At 55.4% G+C, this 20,516-nt stretch carries 30 protein-coding genes; all 30 read left to right on the plus strand.

Translation table 11 applies throughout. The annotated features are described in order from the left end of the window. Positions 1 to 102 precede the first annotated feature (102 nt). The 30 genes from rpoC (at position 103) to rpsK (ending at position 20,506) form a co-directional block, all read left to right on the plus strand. Positions 103 to 4,260 (plus strand): DNA-directed RNA polymerase subunit beta', encoded by a 4,158-nt coding sequence (gene rpoC / locus AC559A_RS05135; protein WP_028573518.1) that lies wholly within the window; start codon positions 103 to 105, stop codon positions 4,258 to 4,260. 211 nt (positions 4,261 to 4,471) lie between these two features. Beyond that, positions 4,472 to 4,846: a 30S ribosomal protein S12 gene (gene rpsL, locus AC559A_RS05140; RefSeq protein ID WP_028573519.1), complete on the plus strand. Its 375-nt coding sequence runs from the start codon at positions 4,472 to 4,474 to the stop codon at positions 4,844 to 4,846. A gap of 15 nt (positions 4,847 to 4,861) precedes the next feature. After that, on the plus strand, positions 4,862 to 5,332 hold the full coding sequence (gene rpsG / locus AC559A_RS05145) for a 30S ribosomal protein S7 (RefSeq protein ID WP_028573520.1): 471 nt from the start codon (positions 4,862 to 4,864) through the stop codon (positions 5,330 to 5,332). Between the two features lie 15 nt (positions 5,333 to 5,347). Further along, positions 5,348 to 7,426 carry an elongation factor G gene (fusA, locus tag AC559A_RS05150; RefSeq protein ID WP_498816614.1) on the plus strand — a complete coding sequence of 693 codons (2,079 nt, stop codon included), beginning with the start codon at positions 5,348 to 5,350 and terminating at the stop codon, positions 7,424 to 7,426. 9 nt (positions 7,427 to 7,435) lie between these two features. Then, complete coding sequence (gene tuf / locus AC559A_RS05155; protein ID WP_028573509.1) at positions 7,436 to 8,629, plus strand: elongation factor Tu; 1,194 nt, start codon at positions 7,436 to 7,438, stop codon at positions 8,627 to 8,629. A gap of 3 nt (positions 8,630 to 8,632) precedes the next feature. After that, complete coding sequence (rpsJ, locus tag AC559A_RS05160; protein WP_031388529.1) at positions 8,633 to 8,947, plus strand: 30S ribosomal protein S10; 315 nt, start codon at positions 8,633 to 8,635, stop codon at positions 8,945 to 8,947. 12 nt (positions 8,948 to 8,959) lie between these two features. Beyond that, entirely contained in the window at positions 8,960 to 9,595 is a 636-nt protein-coding gene (rplC, locus tag AC559A_RS05165) for a 50S ribosomal protein L3 (protein ID WP_028570869.1), read from the plus strand. Positions 9,596 to 9,614: 19 nt separating this feature from the next. Then, entirely contained in the window at positions 9,615 to 10,235 is a 621-nt protein-coding gene (rplD, locus tag AC559A_RS05170) for a 50S ribosomal protein L4 (protein ID WP_028570870.1), read from the plus strand. 2 nt (positions 10,236 to 10,237) lie between these two features. Further along, complete coding sequence (gene rplW / locus AC559A_RS05175; RefSeq protein ID WP_028570871.1) at positions 10,238 to 10,528, plus strand: 50S ribosomal protein L23; 291 nt, start codon at positions 10,238 to 10,240, stop codon at positions 10,526 to 10,528. 3 nt (positions 10,529 to 10,531) lie between these two features. Next, on the plus strand, positions 10,532 to 11,362 hold the full coding sequence (gene rplB, locus AC559A_RS05180) for a 50S ribosomal protein L2 (protein ID WP_498816615.1): 831 nt from the start codon (positions 10,532 to 10,534) through the stop codon (positions 11,360 to 11,362). 11 nt (positions 11,363 to 11,373) lie between these two features. Continuing rightward, positions 11,374 to 11,661, plus strand: coding sequence for a 30S ribosomal protein S19 (rpsS, locus tag AC559A_RS05185; protein ID WP_028570873.1), 288 nt, complete (start codon positions 11,374 to 11,376; stop codon positions 11,659 to 11,661). An 18-nt stretch (positions 11,662 to 11,679) separates the two neighbouring features. Then, positions 11,680 to 12,012, plus strand: a complete 333-nt coding sequence (gene rplV, locus AC559A_RS05190; protein WP_028570874.1) for a 50S ribosomal protein L22 — start codon at positions 11,680 to 11,682, stop codon at positions 12,010 to 12,012. A gap of 12 nt (positions 12,013 to 12,024) precedes the next feature. Beyond that, positions 12,025 to 12,663 (plus strand): 30S ribosomal protein S3, encoded by a 639-nt coding sequence (gene rpsC, locus AC559A_RS05195; protein ID WP_028570875.1) that lies wholly within the window; start codon positions 12,025 to 12,027, stop codon positions 12,661 to 12,663. Continuing rightward, positions 12,663 to 13,073 (plus strand): 50S ribosomal protein L16, encoded by a 411-nt coding sequence (gene rplP / locus AC559A_RS05200; protein WP_028570876.1) that lies wholly within the window; start codon positions 12,663 to 12,665, stop codon positions 13,071 to 13,073. Before rpsC ends, rplP begins: the two co-directional genes overlap by 1 nt. 3 nt (positions 13,074 to 13,076) lie before the next feature. After that, positions 13,077 to 13,277 carry a 50S ribosomal protein L29 gene (rpmC, locus tag AC559A_RS05205; protein WP_028570877.1) on the plus strand — a complete coding sequence of 67 codons (201 nt, stop codon included), beginning with the start codon at positions 13,077 to 13,079 and terminating at the stop codon, positions 13,275 to 13,277. After that, a complete protein-coding gene (rpsQ, locus tag AC559A_RS05210) occupies positions 13,274 to 13,540 on the plus strand; it encodes a 30S ribosomal protein S17 (RefSeq protein WP_035261131.1) in 267 nt (88 codons plus the stop codon). The genes rpmC and rpsQ overlap by 4 nt, the downstream gene beginning before the upstream one ends. Before the next feature lie 9 nt (positions 13,541 to 13,549). Next, positions 13,550 to 13,918, plus strand: a complete 369-nt coding sequence (rplN, locus tag AC559A_RS05215) for a 50S ribosomal protein L14 (protein ID WP_028570879.1) — start codon at positions 13,550 to 13,552, stop codon at positions 13,916 to 13,918. Positions 13,919 to 13,927: 9 nt separating this feature from the next. After that, the gene (rplX, locus tag AC559A_RS05220) at positions 13,928 to 14,251 is read left to right on the plus strand and encodes a 50S ribosomal protein L24 (RefSeq protein ID WP_028570880.1); all 324 of its coding nucleotides are present in this window, start codon (positions 13,928 to 13,930) and stop codon (positions 14,249 to 14,251) included. Positions 14,252 to 14,259: 8 nt separating this feature from the next. Then, positions 14,260 to 14,799, plus strand: coding sequence for a 50S ribosomal protein L5 (rplE, locus tag AC559A_RS05225; protein WP_028570881.1), 540 nt, complete (start codon positions 14,260 to 14,262; stop codon positions 14,797 to 14,799). Between the two features lie 15 nt (positions 14,800 to 14,814). After that, positions 14,815 to 15,000, plus strand: coding sequence for a type Z 30S ribosomal protein S14 (locus AC559A_RS05230; RefSeq protein ID WP_084031769.1), 186 nt, complete (start codon positions 14,815 to 14,817; stop codon positions 14,998 to 15,000). Positions 15,001 to 15,016: 16 nt separating this feature from the next. After that, on the plus strand, positions 15,017 to 15,397 hold the full coding sequence (rpsH, locus tag AC559A_RS05235) for a 30S ribosomal protein S8 (RefSeq protein ID WP_084032166.1): 381 nt from the start codon (positions 15,017 to 15,019) through the stop codon (positions 15,395 to 15,397). 12 nt (positions 15,398 to 15,409) lie between these two features. Beyond that, positions 15,410 to 15,946 carry a 50S ribosomal protein L6 gene (rplF, locus tag AC559A_RS05240; RefSeq protein ID WP_028570883.1) on the plus strand — a complete coding sequence of 179 codons (537 nt, stop codon included), beginning with the start codon at positions 15,410 to 15,412 and terminating at the stop codon, positions 15,944 to 15,946. A gap of 9 nt (positions 15,947 to 15,955) precedes the next feature. Further along, on the plus strand, positions 15,956 to 16,315 hold the full coding sequence (rplR, locus tag AC559A_RS05245; RefSeq protein ID WP_028570884.1) for a 50S ribosomal protein L18: 360 nt from the start codon (positions 15,956 to 15,958) through the stop codon (positions 16,313 to 16,315). Positions 16,316 to 16,326: 11 nt separating this feature from the next. After that, positions 16,327 to 16,815, plus strand: a complete 489-nt coding sequence (gene rpsE, locus AC559A_RS05250) for a 30S ribosomal protein S5 (RefSeq protein WP_028570885.1) — start codon at positions 16,327 to 16,329, stop codon at positions 16,813 to 16,815. Between the two features lie 83 nt (positions 16,816 to 16,898). Further along, complete coding sequence (gene rplO, locus AC559A_RS05255) at positions 16,899 to 17,369, plus strand: 50S ribosomal protein L15 (protein ID WP_028570886.1); 471 nt, start codon at positions 16,899 to 16,901, stop codon at positions 17,367 to 17,369. Further along, positions 17,350 to 18,657, plus strand: a complete 1,308-nt coding sequence (secY, locus tag AC559A_RS05260; RefSeq protein WP_028570887.1) for a preprotein translocase subunit SecY — start codon at positions 17,350 to 17,352, stop codon at positions 18,655 to 18,657. The genes rplO and secY overlap by 20 nt, the downstream gene beginning before the upstream one ends. Before the next feature lie 2 nt (positions 18,658 to 18,659). Next, positions 18,660 to 19,454 carry a type I methionyl aminopeptidase gene (gene map, locus AC559A_RS05265; RefSeq protein WP_028570888.1) on the plus strand — a complete coding sequence of 265 codons (795 nt, stop codon included), beginning with the start codon at positions 18,660 to 18,662 and terminating at the stop codon, positions 19,452 to 19,454. A 93-nt stretch (positions 19,455 to 19,547) separates the two neighbouring features. Then, positions 19,548 to 19,661, plus strand: coding sequence for a 50S ribosomal protein L36 (rpmJ, locus tag AC559A_RS05270; RefSeq protein ID WP_084031770.1), 114 nt, complete (start codon positions 19,548 to 19,550; stop codon positions 19,659 to 19,661). 12 nt (positions 19,662 to 19,673) lie between these two features. Further along, positions 19,674 to 20,045 (plus strand): 30S ribosomal protein S13, encoded by a 372-nt coding sequence (gene rpsM, locus AC559A_RS05275; protein ID WP_031388509.1) that lies wholly within the window; start codon positions 19,674 to 19,676, stop codon positions 20,043 to 20,045. 68 nt (positions 20,046 to 20,113) lie between these two features. After that, complete coding sequence (rpsK, locus tag AC559A_RS05280) at positions 20,114 to 20,506, plus strand: 30S ribosomal protein S11 (protein ID WP_028570890.1); 393 nt, start codon at positions 20,114 to 20,116, stop codon at positions 20,504 to 20,506. Positions 20,507 to 20,516: the final 10 nt, after the last annotated feature.

The following is a 20,516-nucleotide window of genomic DNA, read 5'->3' on the forward strand; positions in this document are numbered from 1 at the left end:
ACGGCTTACGATGGAGCGGTTTTTCTCGATTGGAGATCATCCGGTCGAGATTGAGAGCGGTTTGCCACAGAGAGTGATCCGAGGACCCAAGGGGGACACGCCATGACTTTAGACGAACTTTTTTCCATGCGGGGAAGTTCTTCAACCACGCCCAACAGCAAAACGCTCAAGGGCATTAAGATATCCATCGCCGCGCCGGAGACCATTCGTGAATGGTCCTTTGGCGAGGTCAAGAAACCGGAAACCATCAATTACCGCACCTTCAAGCCGGAGCGGGACGGTCTGTTCTGCGCCAAGATTTTCGGTCCGGTAAAGGATTACGAGTGCAATTGCGGTAAGTACAAGCGGATGAAGCACCGGGGGATCGTCTGCGAGAAGTGCGGGGTGGAGGTGATCGCCTCCAAGGTCCGCCGGGAGCGGATGGGGCACATCGAGCTGGCCTCGCCGGTGGCCCACATCTGGTTTTTGAAAAGCCTGCCCTCCAAGATCGGCACCCTTTTGGACATGACCATGGCCGATCTGGAAAAGGTGCTGTACTTCGATTCCTTCATCGTCCTGGACCCCGGGCAGACCAACTTGCTGAAATATCAGGTCATCTCCGAGGAACAGTACTATCAGGTGATCGAACACTTCGGCGAAGACGCCATCACCGTGGGCATGGGCGCGGAATCCATTCGCAAGCTGATTGAGGAGCTGGATTTGGCGGCGCTCAGGACCGAGCTGCGTGAAGAGGGCGCCAAGACCAAGTCTCAGACGAAAAAGAAGAAGGTGGCCAAGCGCCTGAAGATCATTGAGGCCTTTCTGGAATCCGGAAATCGCCCGGAGTGGATGATCATGGAAGTCATCCCGATCATCCCGCCGGAGTTGCGGCCCTTGGTGCCCCTGGACGGCGGTCGCTTCGCGACTTCGGATCTCAATGACCTTTACCGCCGGGTGATCAACCGGAACAATCGTCTGAAGCGGTTGATGGAACTGGGCGCTCCTGACATCATCATCCGCAACGAAAAGCGGATGCTCCAAGAGTCCGTGGACGCGCTGTTCGACAACGGTCGACGCGGGCGGCCGATTTCCGGAACGAATGGACGTCCGCTCAAGTCCCTGAGCGACATGATCAAGGGCAAGCAAGGCCGGTTCCGTCAGAATCTTCTGGGCAAGCGAGTGGACTATTCCGGTCGATCAGTGATCGTGGTCGGGCCGAAGCTGAAGCTGCACCAGTGCGGCCTGCCCAAGAAGATGGCCCTGGAATTGTTCAAGCCCTTCATCTACTCCCAGTTGGAGAAGCGCGGCCTGACCACGTCCATCAAAGGCGCGAAGAAGATGGTCGAACGGGAGGAAGTGGTGGTCTGGGATATCCTGGAAGACGTGGTCCGGGAGTACCCGATCATGCTCAACCGCGCCCCCACCTTGCACCGCTTGGGGATTCAGGCTTTCGAGCCTCTGCTGGTGGAAGGCAAGGCCATTCAGCTCCATCCGCTGGTCTGCACCGCGTTCAACGCGGACTTTGACGGCGACCAAATGGCCGTGCACATTCCTTTGTCCATTGAGGCCCAGATCGAATGCCGGGTGCTGATGATGTCCACGAACAATATTCTGTCCCCGGCCAACGGGGTGCCGATCATCGTTCCCAGCCAGGATATCGTGCTCGGCTTGTTCTACCTGACGGTGGATCGGTCCTTCAGCAGGGGAGAAGGCAAGGTTTTCGCCGATACGTGGGAGGTCAGCGCGGCTTATGACGCCGGGGCCATTGATCTTCATGCCCGGATCAAGGTCCGGATGGACGGGAAGCTGGTGGACACCACTCCGGGGAGAATCCTGGTTTCGGAACTGCTTCCTCCGGGAGTCCCGTTCGAACTGGTCAACCAACTCCTGAACAAGAAGAGCATCGCCCGCCTGGTGGGCGAGGCGTATCGCCGGGCCGGGATCAAGGCCACGGTCATCCTTTGCGACCGCCTCAAGGACATGGGGTACGAGTTCTCCACCCGGGCCGGTCTTTCCGTGGGTTTGAAGGACTTGACGATCCCGGAGCAAAAGGAAGTCATCCTGAACAACTCCTTTGAAGAGGTGACCCACATCGAGGCCCAGTACCGCGACGGAATCATCACCAGGACCGAGAAATACAACAAGGTCGTGGACGTCTGGACCAAGGCCACCAACGACGTGGCCAAGGAAATGATGCACAAGATGTCTCATGAGGTCCTGACCGATGAACGTTCCGGGCGGCAAGAGGAGAACATCAGCTTCAACCCGATCTTCATGATGTCCACCTCCGGCGCGCGGGGCAACCCGGACCAGATGCGTCAGCTGGCCGGGATGCGCGGCCTGATGGCCAAACCGTCCGGGGAAATTATTGAAACACCGATCACGGCCTCGTTTCGCGAGGGCCTGACCGTGCTCCAGTACTTCATTTCCACCCACGGAGCACGAAAAGGCTTGGCGGACACGGCGCTGAAGACGGCCAACTCGGGATACCTGACCCGACGGCTGGTGGACGTGGTCCAGGACGTGCAGATCTATGAAAAAGACTGCGGCACAGTGGACGGCCTGGACATCGGACACATGATCAAGGCCGGAGAGATAAAGGAGCGGCTGAGTCAACGCGTTGCCGGCCGGTTGACCATGTTCGACGTCTTTGATCCGGTCACGGATGAGGTGATGATTCCGGCGAACACCCTGATCAGCGAGCAGTACGCCCAGATGATCGAGACCTCGGGCCTGAACTCCATGACGGTGCGCTCGGTGGTCACCTGCAAGAGCCCCCACGGGGTCTGCGCGTCCTGTTACGGCCAGGATTTGGCCACGGGCCGTCTGGTCAACGTGGGCGAGGCCGTGGGAATCATCGCGGCCCAGTCCATCGGCGAGCCGGGTACGCAGCTGACCATGCGCACCTTCCACATCGGCGGCACTGCGTCCAAGGAAATCGAACAATCCTCCATCACGGCCCATTTCGTCGGTCGGGTGATCCTGTCCCGGGTCAAGACCGTGGAGAACTCCGAAGGTCACGCCCTGATCATCAACAAGAGCGGCCAGTTGAGCATCGTGGATGATCAAGGGCGGGAGCGGGAAAAGTACACTTTGCCCCTGGGCGCGAAGCTGTTCGTCCAGGACCAGCAGGAAGTGGAAAAGGGTAAGTTGCTGGTGGAGTGGGACCCCTTCAACGAGCCTTTTGTCGTGGACGTGGAAGGCTCGGTCCGGTTTACGGACATCATCGAGGGCCGGACCTTCCAGGACAAGATGGATGAAACCACTCTGCGGACCACCAAGACCATCATTGAGTACCGGACGACCAACTATCGTCCGGCCATTGCCATCCATGATGATCAGGGCAACCAGGTGATCCGTCCGGGGACCAATTCGCCGGCCATGTTCCAATTGCCGGTGGGCGCGGTGCTCATGGTCCAGGACGGCGACCAGGTCCGTCCCGGAGACATCATCGCCCGAAAGCCGCGGGAGACCTCCAAGACCCGCGACATCGTCGGTGGTCTTCCCCGGGTGGCCGAGCTGTTCGAGGTCCGCAAGCCCAAGGAACTGGGAGTGGTTTCGGAAATCGACGGGCTCGTTTCCTTCGGTCCGGACGCCAAGGGCAAGCGCAAGTTGATCGTCACCCCGGACACCGGTGAGCCGAAAGAATACCTGGTACCCAAGGGCAAGCACATCACGGTGCAGGAGGGCGACCTGGTCGAAGCCGGAGAATTGCTGACCGAAGGCTATCCCGAACTGCACGACATCCTGAAGATCAAAGGTGAGAAGCAGTTGGCCAAGTATCTCGTGGAAGAGGTCCAGGACGTGTATCGACACCAAGGGGTGCAGATCAACGACAAGCACATTGAAGTGATCGTGCGTCAGATGTTGAAAAAGGTCCAGGTCATTGAGCCGGGAGAGACGCCGTTTCTTCTTGGCGAGCAGGTGGACAAGCACCGATTCATGCAGGAGAACCTGCGTTGTCTGGAAAACGGACTGCAGCCGGCGGTGGCCGAGCCGCTGGTGTTGGGCATCACCCAGGCTTCCTTGAACACGGACTCGTTCATCTCCGCCGCGTCGTTCCAGGAAACGACCAAGGTCCTGACTGAGGCTTCCCTGCGAGGCAAGGAGGACTATCTGATGGGACTCAAGGAAAACGTGATCGTCGGGCGGCTCGTTCCGGCCGGTACGGGGTATCGTCGCTATACGGACTGCGACATCAGCGTCCCTGATCAACCGGAACGCGAGGATTCTTTTTTGGAAGGCCTGGAGCAGGACCATCTATTGGTGGACGAATACTAACCGCTATCGGGCGCATGCCCCGGGCATAATCACGGCTTGGCTTCGTGATTGTCCGCGAAAAGTGGAGACCGGCCGTCCGGTTTCCACTTTTTTATGCCCGAAATCGGGGCATGAGATCGGCCCTTGGATCGGAGTTTGAAACAAGGGTTGACAAGCAGAGCTTGAAATAATAAACATCCCCTCTTTTGACGTTCAATCTGGAGACGTATGTATGCCCACGATCAGTCAGTTGATTCGCAATGAGCGAAAGAAAATCGAAAAGCGGAAAAAGACCCCGGCCCTGCAGAGCTGTCCGCAACGGCGCGGCGTCTGCGTCCGGGTCTATACGACCACTCCGAAGAAGCCGAACTCGGCATTGCGAAAAGTGGCCAGGGTCCGGTTGACCAACGGGATCGAAGTGACTTCCTATATTCCCGGGGAAGGCCATAATCTTCAAGAGCACTCCGTGGTTATGATTCGCGGCGGTCGTGTCAAGGACCTGCCCGGCGTGCGTTACCATATCGTGCGTGGCAGCCTGGACACCTCCGGAGTACAGGATCGTCGTCAGAGCCGCTCCAAGTACGGGGCGAAGCGACCAAAATCGTAAAAGGACCAGAGAAACATGCCAAGAAAAGGACCCATTCCGAAGCGAGTCATTCTGCCTGACCCGGTGTACGGCAGTCAGTTGGTCACCAGGTTCATCAATCGGTTGATGTATGGTGGAAAGAAAAGCGTTGTCGAAGGCATCTTCTTTCAAGCCCTGGACTTCCTCTCCGAGAAAACCCAGGAGCCGGCCTTGAAGTCGTTCGAGCAGGCCGTGGACAACGTCCGTCCCCAGGTCGAGGTCAAGTCTCGGCGCGTGGGCGGCGCGACCTACCAAGTTCCGGTGGAGGTCGCTTCCGGTCGGCAAACTTCGTTGGCCATTCGCTGGCTGATCAACTACTCCCGGAATCGAGGGGAGAAGGGCATGGTTCAGCGTCTGGGCGCGGAGCTTCTGGATGCCTACAACAATCGCGGCGGAGCCGTGAAAAAGCGTGAAGACACGCATAAGATGGCCGACGCGAACAAGGCCTTCGCGCATTTTCGCTGGTAAAAGAAGGATTTACTCGTGCCAAGAACCGTACCTATAGAGCGGCAGCGCAATATCGGCATCATGGCCCATATTGACGCCGGAAAGACGACGACCACCGAACGTATCCTGTTTTATACCGGGGTTTCGCACAAGATCGGAGAGGTTCATGACGGGCAGGCGGTCATGGACTGGATGGTCCAGGAGCAGGAGCGGGGGATCACCATCACTTCCGCCGCCACGACTTGCATCTGGAAGGATCACCGGATCAACATCATTGATACGCCCGGCCACGTGGATTTCACCGTGGAAGTGGAGCGCTCCCTGCGGGTCCTGGACGGAGCCGTCGCCGTGTTTTGCGCGGTGGGCGGGGTGGAACCCCAGTCCGAAACCGTCTGGCGACAGGCCGACCGCTACAAGGTGCCGCGCTTGGCCTTCGTGAACAAGATGGACCGGACCGGCGCGGATTTTTTTCGCGTCGTGGAGATGATCAAGGAACGGCTCAAGGCAAAGCCCGTTCCCTTGCAGATTCCCATCGGAGCCGAAGAAAATTTCAAGGGAATAATTGATCTGATTCAAGGCAAGGCCTTGTTTTTTGACGACGGTTCCGTGGTCGTCAAAGAATACGCCTATGTTGATATTCCCGAGGAGTACCAGGAGGAGTTCGATTCCTGGCGTCAACTCATGCTGGAAGCCGTGGCCGAGGAAGACGAGGAACTTCTCGAGAAATACCTGGGCGGCGAAGAGCTGGAGCCCGAATCCGTGATGAATGCCGTGCGCGCGGCCACCATATCCATGAAGATTTGTCCGGTGCTGTGCGGTTCGGCTTTCAAGAATAAAGGGGTTCAGCCGTTGCTGGATTCCGTTGTGGCCTTTTTCCCGAGTCCGCTCGACGTGGCGGATATGAAAGGGACCAATCCTGATACCGGCGAAGAGATGACCAGTCCCTGCGACGACGACTTGCCGCTGAGCGCCTTGACCTTCAAGCTGGCCAATGATCCGTATGTCGGCCACTTGGCGTTTTTGCGCGTCTATTCCGGGAAGATCGAAAGCGGGATGACCGTGGTCAACATCACCAGCGGCAAAAAGGAGCGCATCGGTCGTCTGCTGAAGATGCACGCCAACAAGCGTGAGGAAATCAAGGAAGCCTACGCCGGGGACATCGTCGCCGCCGTCGGCCTGAAGCACGCCTCCACCGGAGATACGCTCTGTGCTCCGGAGCGGTTGATCATGTTGGAATCCATGGATTTCCCCGAGCCGGTCATTGAGGTGGCCATCGAGCCCAAGACCAAGGCCGACCGGGACGCCCTGAGCCAGTCCTTGGCCAAGCTGGCCAAGGAAGATCCGTCCTTCAGGGTCAAGACCAATGAAGAGACCAACCAGACCTTGATCGCCGGGATGGGCGAGCTGCATCTGGAAATCATCGTCGACCGCTTGACCCGCGAATTCGGGGTGAATGCCAACGTCGGCCAGCCCCAGGTGGCGTACCGGGAAACCATTACCGTCCCGACGAAGCAAGAAACGCGGTACGTCAAGCAAAGCGGCGGTCGCGGTCAGTACGCCCACACTGTTATCGAAGTTCAGCCCCAGGAGCCGGGTGGTGGATTTGTTTTCACTAATTCCATCGTCGGCGGCGTGATTCCCAAGGAATACATTCCAGCCGTGGAAAAAGGCATCAAGGACGCCATGAGTTCCGGGGTTTTGGCAGGTTTTCCGGTGGTGGACATCGCGGTGAAGTTGGTGTTCGGGTCTTTCCACGAGGTTGACTCCTCGGAGCAGGCCTTTTTCATCGCCGGCTCCATGTGCTTCAAAGAGGCCTGCCGAAAAAGTAAGCCGTGCCTCCTGGAACCGGTGATGTCCGTGGAAGTGCTGACGCCGGAGGATTATCTCGGCGACGTCATGGGCGACGTCAACGGTCGCAGAGGGAAGATCACCAATTTGGAGTCCCGGCACGGAACGCAGATTATTCGTGCGCACGTTCCGTTGAGTTCCATGTTCGGCTATGCGACGCAACTGCGGTCCATGACTCAGGGGCGGGCCAGTTACAGCATGCAGTTTGACCATTACGAGCGAGTTCCGGCGCAAATCGCCGAAGAAATCATTTCCAAGCGGAAGTAGGGGGATCATATGGCCAAGGCAAAATTTGAGCGGACCAAACCGCACGTTAACGTCGGCACCATCGGCCACATCGACCACGGCAAGACGACGTTGACCGCCGCGATCACCAAGATGCTGAGCATCAAGGGCGGCGCGAACTTCGTCCCGTTCGACCAGATCGACAAGGCGCCCGAGGAAAAGGAGCGCGGAATCACCATCGCCACGGCGCACGTGGAATACGAGACCGCGAATCGGCACTACGCCCACGTGGACTGCCCTGGTCACGCCGACTACATCAAGAACATGATCACCGGCGCGGCCCAGATGGACGGCGCGATTCTGGTGGTCGCGGCCACGGACGGCCCGATGCCCCAGACCCGTGAGCACATTCTCCTGGCTCGCCAGGTCGGCGTTCCCTGTCTGGTGGTTTTCATGAACAAGGTCGACCTGGTGGACGACCCGGAACTGCTGGAGCTGGTTGAGTTGGAAGTCCGCGAACTGCTGTCCAAGTACGGTTTTCCCGGCGACGATGTTCCGGTGATCCAGGGCAGCGCCTTGAAGGCCCTGGAGGCCGATGGCGTGGACAGCCCGGACGCCAAGTGCATCTTCGACCTGATGGACGCCCTGGACAGCTACGTTCCGGAGCCGGTGCGCGACATCGATAAGCCGTTCTTGATGCCCATTGAGGACGTGTTCAGCATTTCCGGTCGCGGCACGGTTGTCACGGGCCGGGTTGAGCGCGGCGTGGTCAAGGTCGGCGAGGAAGTGGAGATCGTGGGGATCAACGAAACCCGCAAGACGGTCTGCACGGGCGTCGAGATGTTCCGCAAGCTTCTGGACCAGGGTCAGGCCGGCGACAATATCGGCGCGCTTTTGCGCGGCGTGAAGCGTGAGGATGTGGAACGAGGACAGGTTTTGGCCGCTCCCAAGTCCATCACCCCGCACCGCAGGTTCGTGGCCGAGGTCTACGTTTTGTCCAAGGAAGAAGGCGGGCGCCACACCCCGTTCTTCAGCGGATATCGCCCGCAGTTCTACTTCCGGACCACGGACATCACCGGCGTGGTGACCCTGGCCGAGGGCGTGGAAATGGTCATGCCCGGGGACAATGCGACCTTCAACGTGGAGCTGATCGCCCCCATCGCCATGGAACTTGGCGTGCGCTTCGCCATCCGCGAAGGCGGCCGGACCGTCGGCGCCGGCGTCATCTCCGAAATCGTCGAATAGGGTATGACTATGAACAGCGATCGCATCAGGATTAAACTCAAGGCCTTTGACTACAGAATTTTGGACAAGGCCGTGGCCGAGATCGTCGACACGGCGCGGAATACCGGAGCCGGACTTGCCGGGCCGATTCCCATTCCGACCAATATCCATAAGTACACCGTGAACAGGTCCGTGCACGTGGATAAGAAGTCTCGGGAACAGTTCGAGGTCCGGGTTCACAAACGTCTCCTGGACATTCTGGAACCGACGCAACAAACCGTGGACGCCTTGGGAAAACTCAATCTTCCCGCCGGCGTCGACGTGGAAATCAAGTTATAACGGGGGCAAGTCATGTCGAATACACTGGGAATCCTTGGCCGAAAGCTGGGAATGAGCCGAATTTTCGGGAGCGACGGAATGGTCATCCCGGTAACGGTGATCCAGGCCGGGCCGTGCCCCATCGTCCAGGTCAAGGAACGCGCGAAGGACGGATACTCCGCTTTGCAGGTCGGCTTCGAAGAGTCCCGGCCCAATAAGTTGAACAAGCCCCTGAAGGGCCATTTGGACAAGGCCGGAAGCGGGTATTATCGGCATCTGCGTGAATTTCGTCTCGAATCCGTCGAAGGGTACGAAATCGGACAGGCTCTTGGGCTGGAGATCTTCACGCCTGGTGAAAAGGTCAAGATCACCGGCAACTCCAAGGGAAAGGGCTTTGCCGGCGTTGTGAAGCGCTGGGGGTTTCGCGGTGGATCAGCGTCTCACGGCGCAGAAAAAATCCATCGTAACGCGGGCTCCATTGGGTGCAACACCAAGCCCGGACGCGTCATCAAGGGAAAGAAAATGGCTGGTCACATGGGAGACCGAAAGACTTCATACAAAAATGTCGAGGTCGTGGCCGTCCGTGCGGGTGACAATTTGCTGCTGGTCAAAGGGCAGATCCCCGGGCCGAAAAACGGGCTTGTGATTGTCAGAAAGCAACAGGCGTAAAGAAGAAAAGGTGGATGAAATGGCTGTGGTCGATATTTTTAATCAGCAGCGACAGGTTGTGGGTGAATTGACGCTGGATCCCGAGGTTTTCGAGGTTGAAGCGCGCCCAGAGATTCTCCATTTGGTTGTACGGTCGCATTTGGCCGCGAAGCGCTCTGGAACCGTTGGCGTAAAGACCAGGTCCACTATTCGCGGCGGCGGGAAAAAGCCTTGGCGGCAAAAGGGAACGGGCAGAGCTCGGGCTGGCTCGAATCGCTCGCCTCTGTGGCGTTCCGGTGCGGTCACCCATGGCCCCACGGCCAGAGATTACTCTTTCAAGGTTAATAAAAAGGTTCAAAAGCTGGCCATGCGCATGGCGCTTTCCGCTCGCCTGGCCGACAAGAATCTGACCGTGGTGGACGGCATAGGACTTGAAGAGGTTAAAACCAAGACGTTTAATCAGTTCGTGCAACTGTTCGACATGCCGAAGGTCTTGATTGTTCTTTCGGAAGTGGATAACAAGCTTACGCTTTCGTCCCGGAACATTCCCGGGGTGTCCGTACGAACCGCCGACGGCGTCAACGTCTATGAAGTGTTGCGTCATCCGCGGCTGATGGTCTCCGCCGCTGCCATCGAATCACTTCAGAAAAGGTTGAAATAACCATGAACTACACGCAAATTTTGCTCCGACCGCATGTCTCCGAAAAGGCGACGCTGATCAAAAGCGCGGCCAACCAGGTGGTCTTTCAGGTCCATCCTTCCGCCAACAAGATTGAAGTCAAGAAAGCGGTGCAGGACGCCTTTGACGTGAAGGTCAGCAAGGTCAACATCGCACGGAAAAAGACGCTCACCCAACGCAAGGCCAATCGTCGACTCGCTCGCGATACCGGTTTCCGGAAAGCTTATGTGACCCTTGCCGAAGGCGAAAAAATCGATTTCTTTGAAGGGGTCTAACCAATGTCTATACGTAAGCTCAAACCGACTTCTCCCGGGACACGGTTTCAATCCGTATCGGAGTTCGCCGAGATCAATCGTGGCAAGCCTGAAAAGTCGTTGACCAAGGGACGCGCCAAAAAAAGCGGACGAAACAACCTTGGGCGGATTACTTCCCGCCGGAGAGGCTCCGGTCACAAGAGGCGTTTTCGGGTCATCGATTTCAAACGAGATAAATTTGATGTTCAGGCCAAAGTGGCCTTCATTGAGTACGACCCGAACCGCAGTGCCCGCATTGCCTTGCTGCATTACGCCGATGGCGAGAAGCGGTATATTTTGGCCCCTGACGGCGTCAAGGTCGGAGATACCATCGTCGCCGGAAACAAGGCGGATATTTTTCCGGGCAACGCCCTGTACTTGTCGAGAATTCCCGTGGGAACGATCATCCATAACGTGGAGATGACGCCCGGCAAGGGCGGTCAGCTTTGCCGCAGCGCCGGGACCTACGCGCAACTCGTGGCCAAGGAAGAAAAGTATGCCTTGCTGCGGCTTCCTTCCGGTGAAGTGCGTAAAATTTTGGCAACCTGTCGAGCGACCGTTGGGCAGGTCGGCAACACGGACCACGAACAGGTTTCCATTGGAAAGGCCGGACGAAATCGCTGGCTCGGCCGTCGGCCCAAGGTTCGCGGCGTGGCCATGAACCCGGTGGACCATCCTCTTGGCGGCGGTGAAGGCAAGAGTTCCGGTGGCCGGCATCCCTGTACGCCATGGGGGAAACCGACCAAGGGCTATAAGACCCGTAATCGCCGGAAGCCCTCTTCGAAGCTCATCGTCAAACGTCGCGGCCAGAAATAGGAGTCACGGATATGCCACGATCAGTAAAAAAAGGTCCTTTTGTCGACGGGCATGTGCTCAAGAAAGTGACCAAGGCCAATGAAACGAATGATCGGAAAGTGATCAAGACATGGTCACGTCGTTCGACGATTGTTCCTGAAATGGTTGGGCTGACCTTTGCCGTGCATAACGGCAAGAAGTTCATCCCCGTCTTTGTTACGGAAAACATGGTTGGTCATAAGCTTGGTGAGTTTTCACCCACCAGGACCTTTCATGCCCATGCCGGTGGCAAAAAGAGCGCTGTAAAAGGCAAAAAGTAGTTCTGGAGGCTTGTGATCATGGAAGCGAAATCTGTCGCGCGGTTCGTGCGCATCTCCTCACAGAAGGCTCGGCTGGTGGCCGCCAATGTTCGGGGAAAGAATGTCGAGGAAGCGCGGAAAATTTTGAAGTTCACTCCGAAAAAGGCCGCCGCCGTGTTGGACAAGGTATTGCATTCCGCCATTGCCAACGCGGAACAGCTCGGCGGTGTGGACGTAGATACGTTGTTCGTTAAAAACATCATTATCAATGATGGTCCTTCATGGAAACGTATTCGCCCACGGGCCATGGGACGCGCCTATCGGGTCCTGAAGCGGACAAGTCATATCACTGTCATTGTTGAGGAAGCGTAGGAGGATAAAGAATTGGGCCAGAAGACGCATCCCATTGGGTTCCGGCTTGGGTACACCAAGAATTGGCAGTCCAGGTGGTTTAGTAAAAAGGATTACGCAGCGTTCGTGCATGAAGATCGCCTGATACGTAATTTTTTGAAAAAGACCTTGTACCACGCCGGTATTTCCAAAATTGAAATTGAAAGAGCCGCCAGTAAGATCAGGCTGATCCTCTTTACCGCGCGACCCGGTATCGTAATTGGACGCAAGGGCGTTGAAATCGAGAACTTGCGGGCAACCTTGAAGAAAAAGTTCCAAAAGGATTTCGCTCTGGAAGTCATCGAAATCCGTCGACCGGAGACCGATGCTCAATTGGTCGCGGAAAACGTCGCGTTGCAGCTGGAGCGCAGGGTGGCTTTTCGTCGTGCCATGAAGCGGACCGTCGGGTTGGCGAGAAAGTTCGGCGCGGAAGGGATCAAGATCAATGTCGCCGGACGACTGGGCGGCGCTGAAATCGCCCGGAGCGAATGGAATCGTGACGGACGCGTTCCGTTGCACACCTTGCGGGCCGATATTGATTATGGGCAAGCCATTGCAAAGACCACGTACGGCGTGATCGGCGTGAAGGTTTGGATTTTTAAAGGCGAGATTCTCGATGAGGTGATTCAGTAATGTTGAGTCCCAAAAAAGTTAAATTCCGAAAGCAACAAAAGAACCGCATCAAGGGTTCGGCCCTCCGCGGCAGTTTGGTGGTTTTCGGCGACATCGGGCTGAAGGCTTTGGAGCCCGGGAAGTTGACCAACCAACAGATTGAGTCTGCTCGTATTGCCATGATGCGGCACATCAAGCGTGGCGGAAAAGTCTGGATTCGGGTTTTTCCCGACAAACCCATTACCGCCAAGCCCGCTGAAACCCGCCAGGGGAAGGGAAAAGGCGCTCCTGTCGGCTGGTGCGCGCCGGTCCGGCGAGGTCGGGTTTTGTACGAAATCAAAGGGGTCAGCCTGGAGCTTGCTTCCGAGGCCCTGCGTCGGGCTTCCTACAAGCTGCCCATCAAGACCAGTATCGTGTTGCGGGAGGCCTAAGTCATGAAATCTAAAGAACTGCGCGAACTCTCCAGCACGGAACTCAACGAAAAGCTTCTTGAATTTCGCAAGGAACTGTTCAACCTGCGCTTTCAGCATAAAACGGCTCAGTTGGAGAACACGCAGCGGCTGCCTTATGTACGAAGGACCGTGGCCCGAATACTGACGGTATTGTCTGAGCAAAACGCTGGAGCAAAATCATGAATGCTGAGTTGAAACAGAAGACCAAACGCACGGAAGTCGGTGTCGTTCTCAGCAACAAGGCTGAGAAAACCATCGTCGTCTCGGTGAACAAGCTGGAAAAACATCCTTTGTTCAAGAAGTATATCCGAAGACGAAAAAAAATGATGGCGCATGATGACCTTAATCAGTGCAATATCGGTGACACCGTCGAAATTATTGAAAGCCGACCCTTGAGCAAGCGCAAGTGCTGGCAACTCAAACAAGTACTGCAAAAGGCTGTCTAAGAGGCTATTATGATCCAGGTTCAATCTTTACTCGACGTCGCCGACAACTCTGGTGCCAAGAAGGTGTTTTGCGTCAAGGTGCTCGGCGGGAGTCACCGCAGATACGCATCCATCGGCGATATTATCGTCGTTTCCGTCAAGGAAGCCATGCCGCACTCCAAGGTCAAGAAGGGCGAAGTGATGCGTGCCGTCATCGTCCGGACCAAAAAGGAAGTCAATCGGCCGGACGGATCCTTCATCCGGTTCGACAACAACTCAGCCGTACTTCTGAACAAGCAGAACGAGCCCGTGGGGACACGTATTTTCGGCCCGGTCGCTCGGGAGTTGCGATCCAAGAATTTCATGAAAATCGTTTCCTTGGCTCCAGAAGTACTGTAGGTAAGTATCATGAAAAATCGAAAGATTCATAAAAACGACAAGGTCATGATCATGGTTGGAAAGGAAAAGGGAAAGATCGGCAAGGTCTTGAAACTTTTTCCTAAAACGGAACGTGTCCTCGTTGAGGGTGTAAATAAGGTCAAGCGGCATTCCAAGGGCAATCCCTACAAAGGGGAGGCCGGCGGGATCCAGGAAAAGGAAAATCCTTTGCACTTGTCCAATGTGACGCTGGTTTGTGATAATTGCGCCAAACCCACCAGGGTTGGGTACAAGATCATCGACACGGACAAAAAAGTGCGTTTTTGTAAAAAGTGTAACGAAATTATTGCGTAAGGTGCGTCATGTCTAGGCTGCAGGAAATATACAAGAGCAAGGTCGCCCCGGAACTGATGAAGGATTTCGGGTACTCCTCTCCGATGGAGATTCCTAAAATCCAAAGCATCAGCCTGAACATCGGCCTTGGTGAGGCTTCTCAGAACAACAAGCTGATCGAAGACGCCGTTTTGGAGCTGACCCAAATTGCCGGGCAGAAAGCCGTCGTCACCAGGGCGAAAAAGTCCATCGCGGCCTACAAGCTGCGCGAAGGAATGCCGGTCGGTTGCCGCGTCACTCTGCGTCGGGAGCGCATGTGGGACTTTTTGGATAAGTTGGTGTCCTTCTCCTTGCCTCGTGTCCGTGACTTTCGCGGCATTCCGGATCGCGGCTTCGATGGCCGAGGCAACTTCACCATGGGCATCAAGGAACATACCATATTTCCCGAGATCAACATGGATCGCGTCGACCGGGTTAAGGGTATGAACATCACCATCGTGACCACTGCTTCCACCGACAAGGAAGGCAAGGCCCTTCTGCAGTTGTTGGGCATGCCATTTAAAAAATAACGCAAGGAGGATGCTTTGGCTCGCACCGCTCTTAAAATCAAGGCCGCAAGAAAACCAAAATTTTCAACTCGCGCCTATAATCGCTGCCCCTTGTGCGGCCGGTCTCGTGCTTTTTTACGGCATTTTGGTATTTGTCGCATCTGCTTTCGCAATATGTCCCTGGCAGGAGAATTGCCCGGGGTAAGAAAATCCAGTTGGTAAACGAGGTCTGCCCATGTTGCTTAATGATCCCATAGCGGACATGCTTACGCGAATTCGGAACGCCCAAAAGGCTCTGCACAAAGATGTCCACTTCCCCGCGTCTCGGATGACGGAGTCCATTGCCGCTATCCTCAAAGATCATGGTTTTGTTTCAGATGTAGCTCGAGAGGAGCGCAATATCCGCGTCGTCCTGAAATATCTCTCTTCCAAGGGTGCTATTTCCGGATCTCGACGGCTGAGCAAGCCCGGTCTTCGAATTTACGTCGGAGCGAAGGAAATACCCGCCGTTCAGAACGGTCTCGGCATCGCCATCCTTTCCACGCCCAAAGGCGTCTTGGAAGGGCGAGCCGCAAGTGCCGAGAATGTCGGCGGTGAACTCCTCTGTGAAGTTTGGTAAGGAGAAGCGATAATGTCACGCATTGGTAAGAATCCGGTTCCGGTGCCCAAGGGCGTCGAGGTCCGTGTCCACAAGGACGTGATCGAAATCAAGGGGCCCAAGGGGGAGCTGAAAACTCCAACCCACGCCAAGATTTCGTATGAGTTGAAGGACGATGCCGTACATCTTTCTCGGGTAGACGATTCTCGGTCCGCCCGGGAACAGTTCGGTCTGCGGCGGACCCTTCTGGCGAATTCCGTTCAGGGAGTGACCGAAGGCTTTCAAAAAATTCTCGAGGTTATCGGCGTCGGGTATAAAGTCGCTGTTGATGGCTCAAAAATCACCCTGAACGTCGGTTTTTCTCATCCAGTCGAGTACAGCCTGCCGCAAGGCATGTCCGCCAAGGTCGAGGGAAATAAGCTGACCTTGCAGGGAATCGACAAAGAGCAGGTCGGCGAAGTTGCCGCGCAAATTCGTCGCTTCCGCCCGCCTGAGCCGTTCAAAGGCAAGGGAATCAAGTACGCGGATGAAGTGATTCGGCGTAAGGCTGGCAAAACAGGTAAAAAGTAGGATTAGTTCATGAAATACACTAAAAATCAAGCCAGGATGCGTCGTAGGCAGCGCATTCGGAAAAAAATTAGTGGTAATGCCCTGTGTCCTCGCTTGGTGGTCTTTCGTTCCAATGCATACATTTATGCGCAATTGGTCGATGACGCCAACGGCCATACCCTTGCTTCATCTTCATCCTTCAATCTGTCGAAGGACGGCGGCGTAAGCGGTTTCACGCGGGACGCAGCCATGCAGGTCGGGAAGGACCTGGCGAGCAAGGCCAAGGAAAAGGATATCCACCAAGCCGTATTTGATCGCGGCGGCTACATCTATCACGGGAAGATCAAGGCTCTTGCCGATGGCGCTCGTGAGGGCGGACTTAAATTTTAATGGGGACCTTCATGGAACAGACGCAGTTAGGGTTCATTGAGAAAATCGTGTATCTGAATCGCGTGGCCAAAGTGGTCAAAGGTGGTCGTCGATTCAGCTTTAGTGCTCTTGTCGTCGTCGGCAACGGCAAGGATTCCGTTGGATACGGCCTCGGCAAGGCCAACGAGGTCCCTGAGGCGATTCGCAAAGCCACGGAAAGGGCGCGGAAGACCATGCAAAAAATCAATCTTGTCGATGGAACCGTTCCGTACAAGGTTGAAGGACAATACGGCGCCGGACGCGTGGTTTTAAAGCCCGCCTCCAAGGGAACGGGAATCATAGCCGGTGGCCCGGTTCGAGCCGTCATGGAAGCCGTCGGCGTGAGCGATATTTTGACGAAAGCCATTGGGACCAACAACCCGCATAACGTGTTGAAGGCCACCGTGCAGGGCCTTGTCTCCCTCCGTTCCGCGGAACAGGTGAGCGCCTTGCGCGGACAGAACGTCAGCCTTGCCCGTTAGGGCGGTTTTCTACGATACCGTCTCCATCTTCAAGCACGTAAACGCGCGGGGAAATTCTTACGCGCGGCCCCTGGAAGGACACTATGCAATTACATGATCTCTATCCGTTTTATGAAGAGCGCAAAAACAGAAAGCGTGTCGGACGAGGGTCCGGCAGCGGCTGGGGATGCACTTCCGGCAAGGGAAACAAGGGACAGAAATCCCGCAGCGGGGGAACCAAGGCGCCCGGTTTTGAAGGCGGTCAGATGCCTCTTCAACGGCGACTCCCCAAGGGCGGATTCAAGAATCCCTTTCGAACGGAATACGCCGTCGTCAATTTGGATCGGTTGTTGGAATTCTTTCCGCAAGCCGAGCATATTTCCCTGGAAGCCATTTATGCCGCTGGATTCGGCAAGCGCGGACTGCCGATCAAGGTTCTGGCTAGAGGGGATATCTCCACCGCCGTTCAGGTAGAGGCGCATCGATTCAGTAAACAGGCCATAGAGAAGATTTCCAAAGCCGGTGGCCAAGCCGTTGCCATGGAAGGCGAACAGAGTGCAGCAAACAACCAGTAAATCCGGTGGTCTGGCGGAATTAAAACGCAAGATCCTGTTTACGTTTTTGCTCTTGGCGACATGCCGGATCGGGGTGCATATTCCCGTTCCCGGGGTCGATTCCAGGGCCATGGCGGATTTCTTCGCCAGCATGCAGGGAACACTGTTCGGAATGTTCGACATGTTCGCCGGCGGCGGGCTGAGCAATCTGTCCATTTTTGCCTTGGGCATTATGCCCTATATCTCTGCATCGATCATCATCCAGCTGTTGACGGTGGTCAGTCCGGAGTTAAAGCGCCTCAAAGAAGAGGGGGCTTCCGGGCGGAAGAAGATAACGCAGTACACCCGGTATGGAACGGTAATGATCGCCGCTGTTCAAGGCTTGGGCATCGCTATCGGGATCGAGAACATGACCAGCCCCGGCGGGGCTGCGGTGGTCATGGACCCAGGCTGGGCCTTCCGCCTGACCACGATCATCACCATGGTCTCCGGGACCGTCCTGTTGATGTGGATTGGTGAACAAATCACCGAATACGGCATCGGCAATGGAATTTCATTGATCATTTTCGCCGGTATCGTCGCCCAGTTGCCGGGGGCGATCATCAATACCTTTCGGTTGATGAGCGCGGGCCAGATTTCGTTGTTCGTCGCTCTGCTCCTGGCTTTGCTTGTCGCCGGCGTATTGATCTTCATCGTTTTCATGGAGCGAGGACAACGAAGGATACCCATCCAGTACGCCAAGCGGATGCTTGGCCGAAAAATGTACGGCGGGCAGACGACGCATTTGCCGTTGAAGATCAATACCGCTGGAGTCATTCCCCCGATCTTCGCGTCCTCCATGTTGATGTTTCCGGCAACTTTGGCTTCTTTTTCTCAGTCCGAGATTTTGAATAGAGTTTCGATGATGTTTGATCCCGCGACGATTCTTTACAATACTGTGTTTGTCGCGTTGATTATTTTCTTTTGTTATTTTTATACGGCTATTATTTTTGATCCCAAGGATATCGCCGAAAATATTCGTAAACAAGGCGGCTTCATTCCTGGTATTCGTCCCGGTTTGAAAACACGAGAATACATCGACACCGTTCTTAGTCGGATAACCCTTTGGGGGTCGTTGTACATTTCTGCCATCTGCGTTTTGCCGATGTTGCTCATTTCACAGTTTAACGTTCCTTTTTATTTTGGCGGCACAGGCGTGCTGATCGCGGTGGTCGTCGCCATGGACACCATGAGCAAGGTCGATTCGTATCTCATTACCCATCAGTACGAAGGACTGATGCAGAAAACACGGATTAAAGGCAGGCGGTAGGTGTGAAGAAGTATCTGGGCATCTATTTGAAAAATGAGAAAGAGATCAACATCCTCCGCGAGGCGAATCGGATCGTTTCCATTATTCTGGATGCATTGCAGGAAAGCGTCAGACCCGGCATCAAAACCATCGATCTTGAGGATATTGCCCTGACGTGGTGCTCACGGTTCAATGTGAAGCCGGCTTTCAAGGGGTATCGTGGTTTCCCATACGCAATATGTTGCTCGGTCAATGAACAAGTTGTTCACGGCTTTCCCTCTGATCGGATACTTCAGGAAGGCGACATCGTCAGCATCGACTTTGGAGTCATATACCAAGGATTTTATGGGGACTCCGCTCGGACGTTTCCCGTGGGCGCGATTTCAAACAGCACCCAGACGTTACTTGATGTTACTCGTGACGCACTGGATATCGGAATACAGTCGGCCGTCGTCGGTAATCAGCTCTATGACATATCTCGCGCTATTCAACGGTATGTCGAAGACCAAGGTTGTTCGGTGGTCAAGCGATTCGTGGGACACGGCATCGGTAGAAGCCTGCACGAAAAGCCTGAGATTCCAAACTTTATTCCGCAACGATATTCCGACATACCGCTGAAGACCGGCATGGTTCTGGCTATTGAGCCCATGGTCACGGCGGGCAAGGACGAGGTTGAGATCCTTTCCGATCGTTGGACGGCTGTGACTAAAGACAATAGCCTCGCGGCTCATTTTGAACATACCATCGCCTTGACTTCCAATGGTCCTGAAATATTGAGCAGGAGTTACGCGGAATATGGTCAAGGAAGAAGCCAATAAAAGAGATGGCATGAAGGTTCGAGTGGAAATGTCTTCGTACGATCTCAAATGAGGTCGGATCACTTATCGATTGAATAACCGTTGGAGTACCAAATGAAAGTCAAACCGTCCGTGAAGAAAGTTTGCGACAAGTGTCAAATCATTCGCCGCAATGGAATTTTACGGGTTATTTGCGAAAACCCCCGTCACAAGCAACGTCAAGGATAATGGAGGAACACCGTGGCACGAATCGCTGGGGTTGATTTGCCCAAGAACAAGCGAATGGATATCGCTCTGACCTACATCTACGGAATTGGTCGAGCTACTGCTTTAAAAGTCCTGGATGCGACGAGCATCGCTTGGACGAAAAAGACCGACGACTTGAGCGCGGACGAGATCAACGACATTCGTAAGGAAATTGAATCCACCTATAAAGTAGAGGGTGATCTGCGTCGTGACGTGACCAGCAACATTAAACGCCTGATGGACATTGGTTGCTACAGAGGTTTGCGGCACCGCAAAGGCTTGCCGGTACGTGGTCAGAGCACTCACGCCAACGCTCGAACGCGCAAGGGACCGAGACGGTCCATCGTCGGGAAGCGGAAAAAGTAGCCGACGATTTTAAGGGCTGTTGAACAATATTCAATCAGGAACATACAGGGACAGGAGCAAGAGAAGATATGGCAAGACCTGCTCGAAAAGCCGGCAAACGGAAAGAGAAGAAGAACATTCCAGTAGGAGTCGCTCACATCCAGGCCAGCTTTAACAACACCATCATTTCCTTTACAGACCAGAAGGGAAACGTCGTCAGTTGGGCCAGTTCCGGAATGGCCGGCTTTAAAGGATCACGTAAAAGCACCCCCTTCGCGGCGCAGTTGGCCGCGGAATCCGCCGCGCGCAAGGCGCAGGAACAAGGAATGCGTACCGTCGGCGTTCTGGTCAAGGGACCGGGGTCCGGCCGTGAAGCCGCCATGCGGGCCATTAACAAGGTCGGCTTTCAGGTGACCTATATCCGTGACATCACGCCGATTCCGCACAATGGTTGCCGTCCGCCCAAACGCAGAAGAGTCTAATTCAGGAGAG

Source organism: Desulfonatronum zhilinae, assembly GCF_900182865.1.
Lineage (GTDB): Bacteria > Desulfobacterota > Desulfovibrionia > Desulfovibrionales > Desulfonatronaceae > Desulfonatronum > Desulfonatronum lacustre.

Coding starts and splice junctions, on each gene's coding strand:
- rplE (WP_028570881.1), top strand. CDS start 14,260: ATGTCTAGGCTGCAGGAAATATACAAGAGCAAGGTCGCCCCGGAACTG.
- rplP (WP_028570876.1), top strand. CDS start 12,663: ATGTTGAGTCCCAAAAAAGTTAAATTCCGAAAGCAACAAAAGAACCGC.
- rplO (WP_028570886.1), top strand. CDS start 16,899: ATGCAATTACATGATCTCTATCCGTTTTATGAAGAGCGCAAAAACAGA.
- rplC (WP_028570869.1), top strand. CDS start 8,960: ATGTCGAATACACTGGGAATCCTTGGCCGAAAGCTGGGAATGAGCCGA.
- rplW (WP_028570871.1), top strand. CDS start 10,238: ATGAACTACACGCAAATTTTGCTCCGACCGCATGTCTCCGAAAAGGCG.
- tuf (WP_028573509.1), top strand. CDS start 7,436: ATGGCCAAGGCAAAATTTGAGCGGACCAAACCGCACGTTAACGTCGGC.
- rpsG (WP_028573520.1), top strand. CDS start 4,862: ATGCCAAGAAAAGGACCCATTCCGAAGCGAGTCATTCTGCCTGACCCG.
- rplX (WP_028570880.1), top strand. CDS start 13,928: ATGAAAAATCGAAAGATTCATAAAAACGACAAGGTCATGATCATGGTT.
- rpoC (WP_028573518.1), top strand. CDS start 103: ATGACTTTAGACGAACTTTTTTCCATGCGGGGAAGTTCTTCAACCACG.
- rpsE (WP_028570885.1), top strand. CDS start 16,327: ATGGAACAGACGCAGTTAGGGTTCATTGAGAAAATCGTGTATCTGAAT.
- rpmJ (WP_084031770.1), top strand. CDS start 19,548: ATGAAAGTCAAACCGTCCGTGAAGAAAGTTTGCGACAAGTGTCAAATC.
- rpsK (WP_028570890.1), top strand. CDS start 20,114: ATGGCAAGACCTGCTCGAAAAGCCGGCAAACGGAAAGAGAAGAAGAAC.
- rplB (WP_498816615.1), top strand. CDS start 10,532: ATGTCTATACGTAAGCTCAAACCGACTTCTCCCGGGACACGGTTTCAA.
- rpsL (WP_028573519.1), top strand. CDS start 4,472: ATGCCCACGATCAGTCAGTTGATTCGCAATGAGCGAAAGAAAATCGAA.
- rplV (WP_028570874.1), top strand. CDS start 11,680: ATGGAAGCGAAATCTGTCGCGCGGTTCGTGCGCATCTCCTCACAGAAG.
- rpsQ (WP_035261131.1), top strand. CDS start 13,274: ATGAATGCTGAGTTGAAACAGAAGACCAAACGCACGGAAGTCGGTGTC.
- rplN (WP_028570879.1), top strand. CDS start 13,550: ATGATCCAGGTTCAATCTTTACTCGACGTCGCCGACAACTCTGGTGCC.
- rplR (WP_028570884.1), top strand. CDS start 15,956: ATGAAATACACTAAAAATCAAGCCAGGATGCGTCGTAGGCAGCGCATT.
- rpsS (WP_028570873.1), top strand. CDS start 11,374: ATGCCACGATCAGTAAAAAAAGGTCCTTTTGTCGACGGGCATGTGCTC.
- rpsJ (WP_031388529.1), top strand. CDS start 8,633: ATGACTATGAACAGCGATCGCATCAGGATTAAACTCAAGGCCTTTGAC.
- rpmC (WP_028570877.1), top strand. CDS start 13,077: ATGAAATCTAAAGAACTGCGCGAACTCTCCAGCACGGAACTCAACGAA.
- rplD (WP_028570870.1), top strand. CDS start 9,615: ATGGCTGTGGTCGATATTTTTAATCAGCAGCGACAGGTTGTGGGTGAA.
- rplF (WP_028570883.1), top strand. CDS start 15,410: ATGTCACGCATTGGTAAGAATCCGGTTCCGGTGCCCAAGGGCGTCGAG.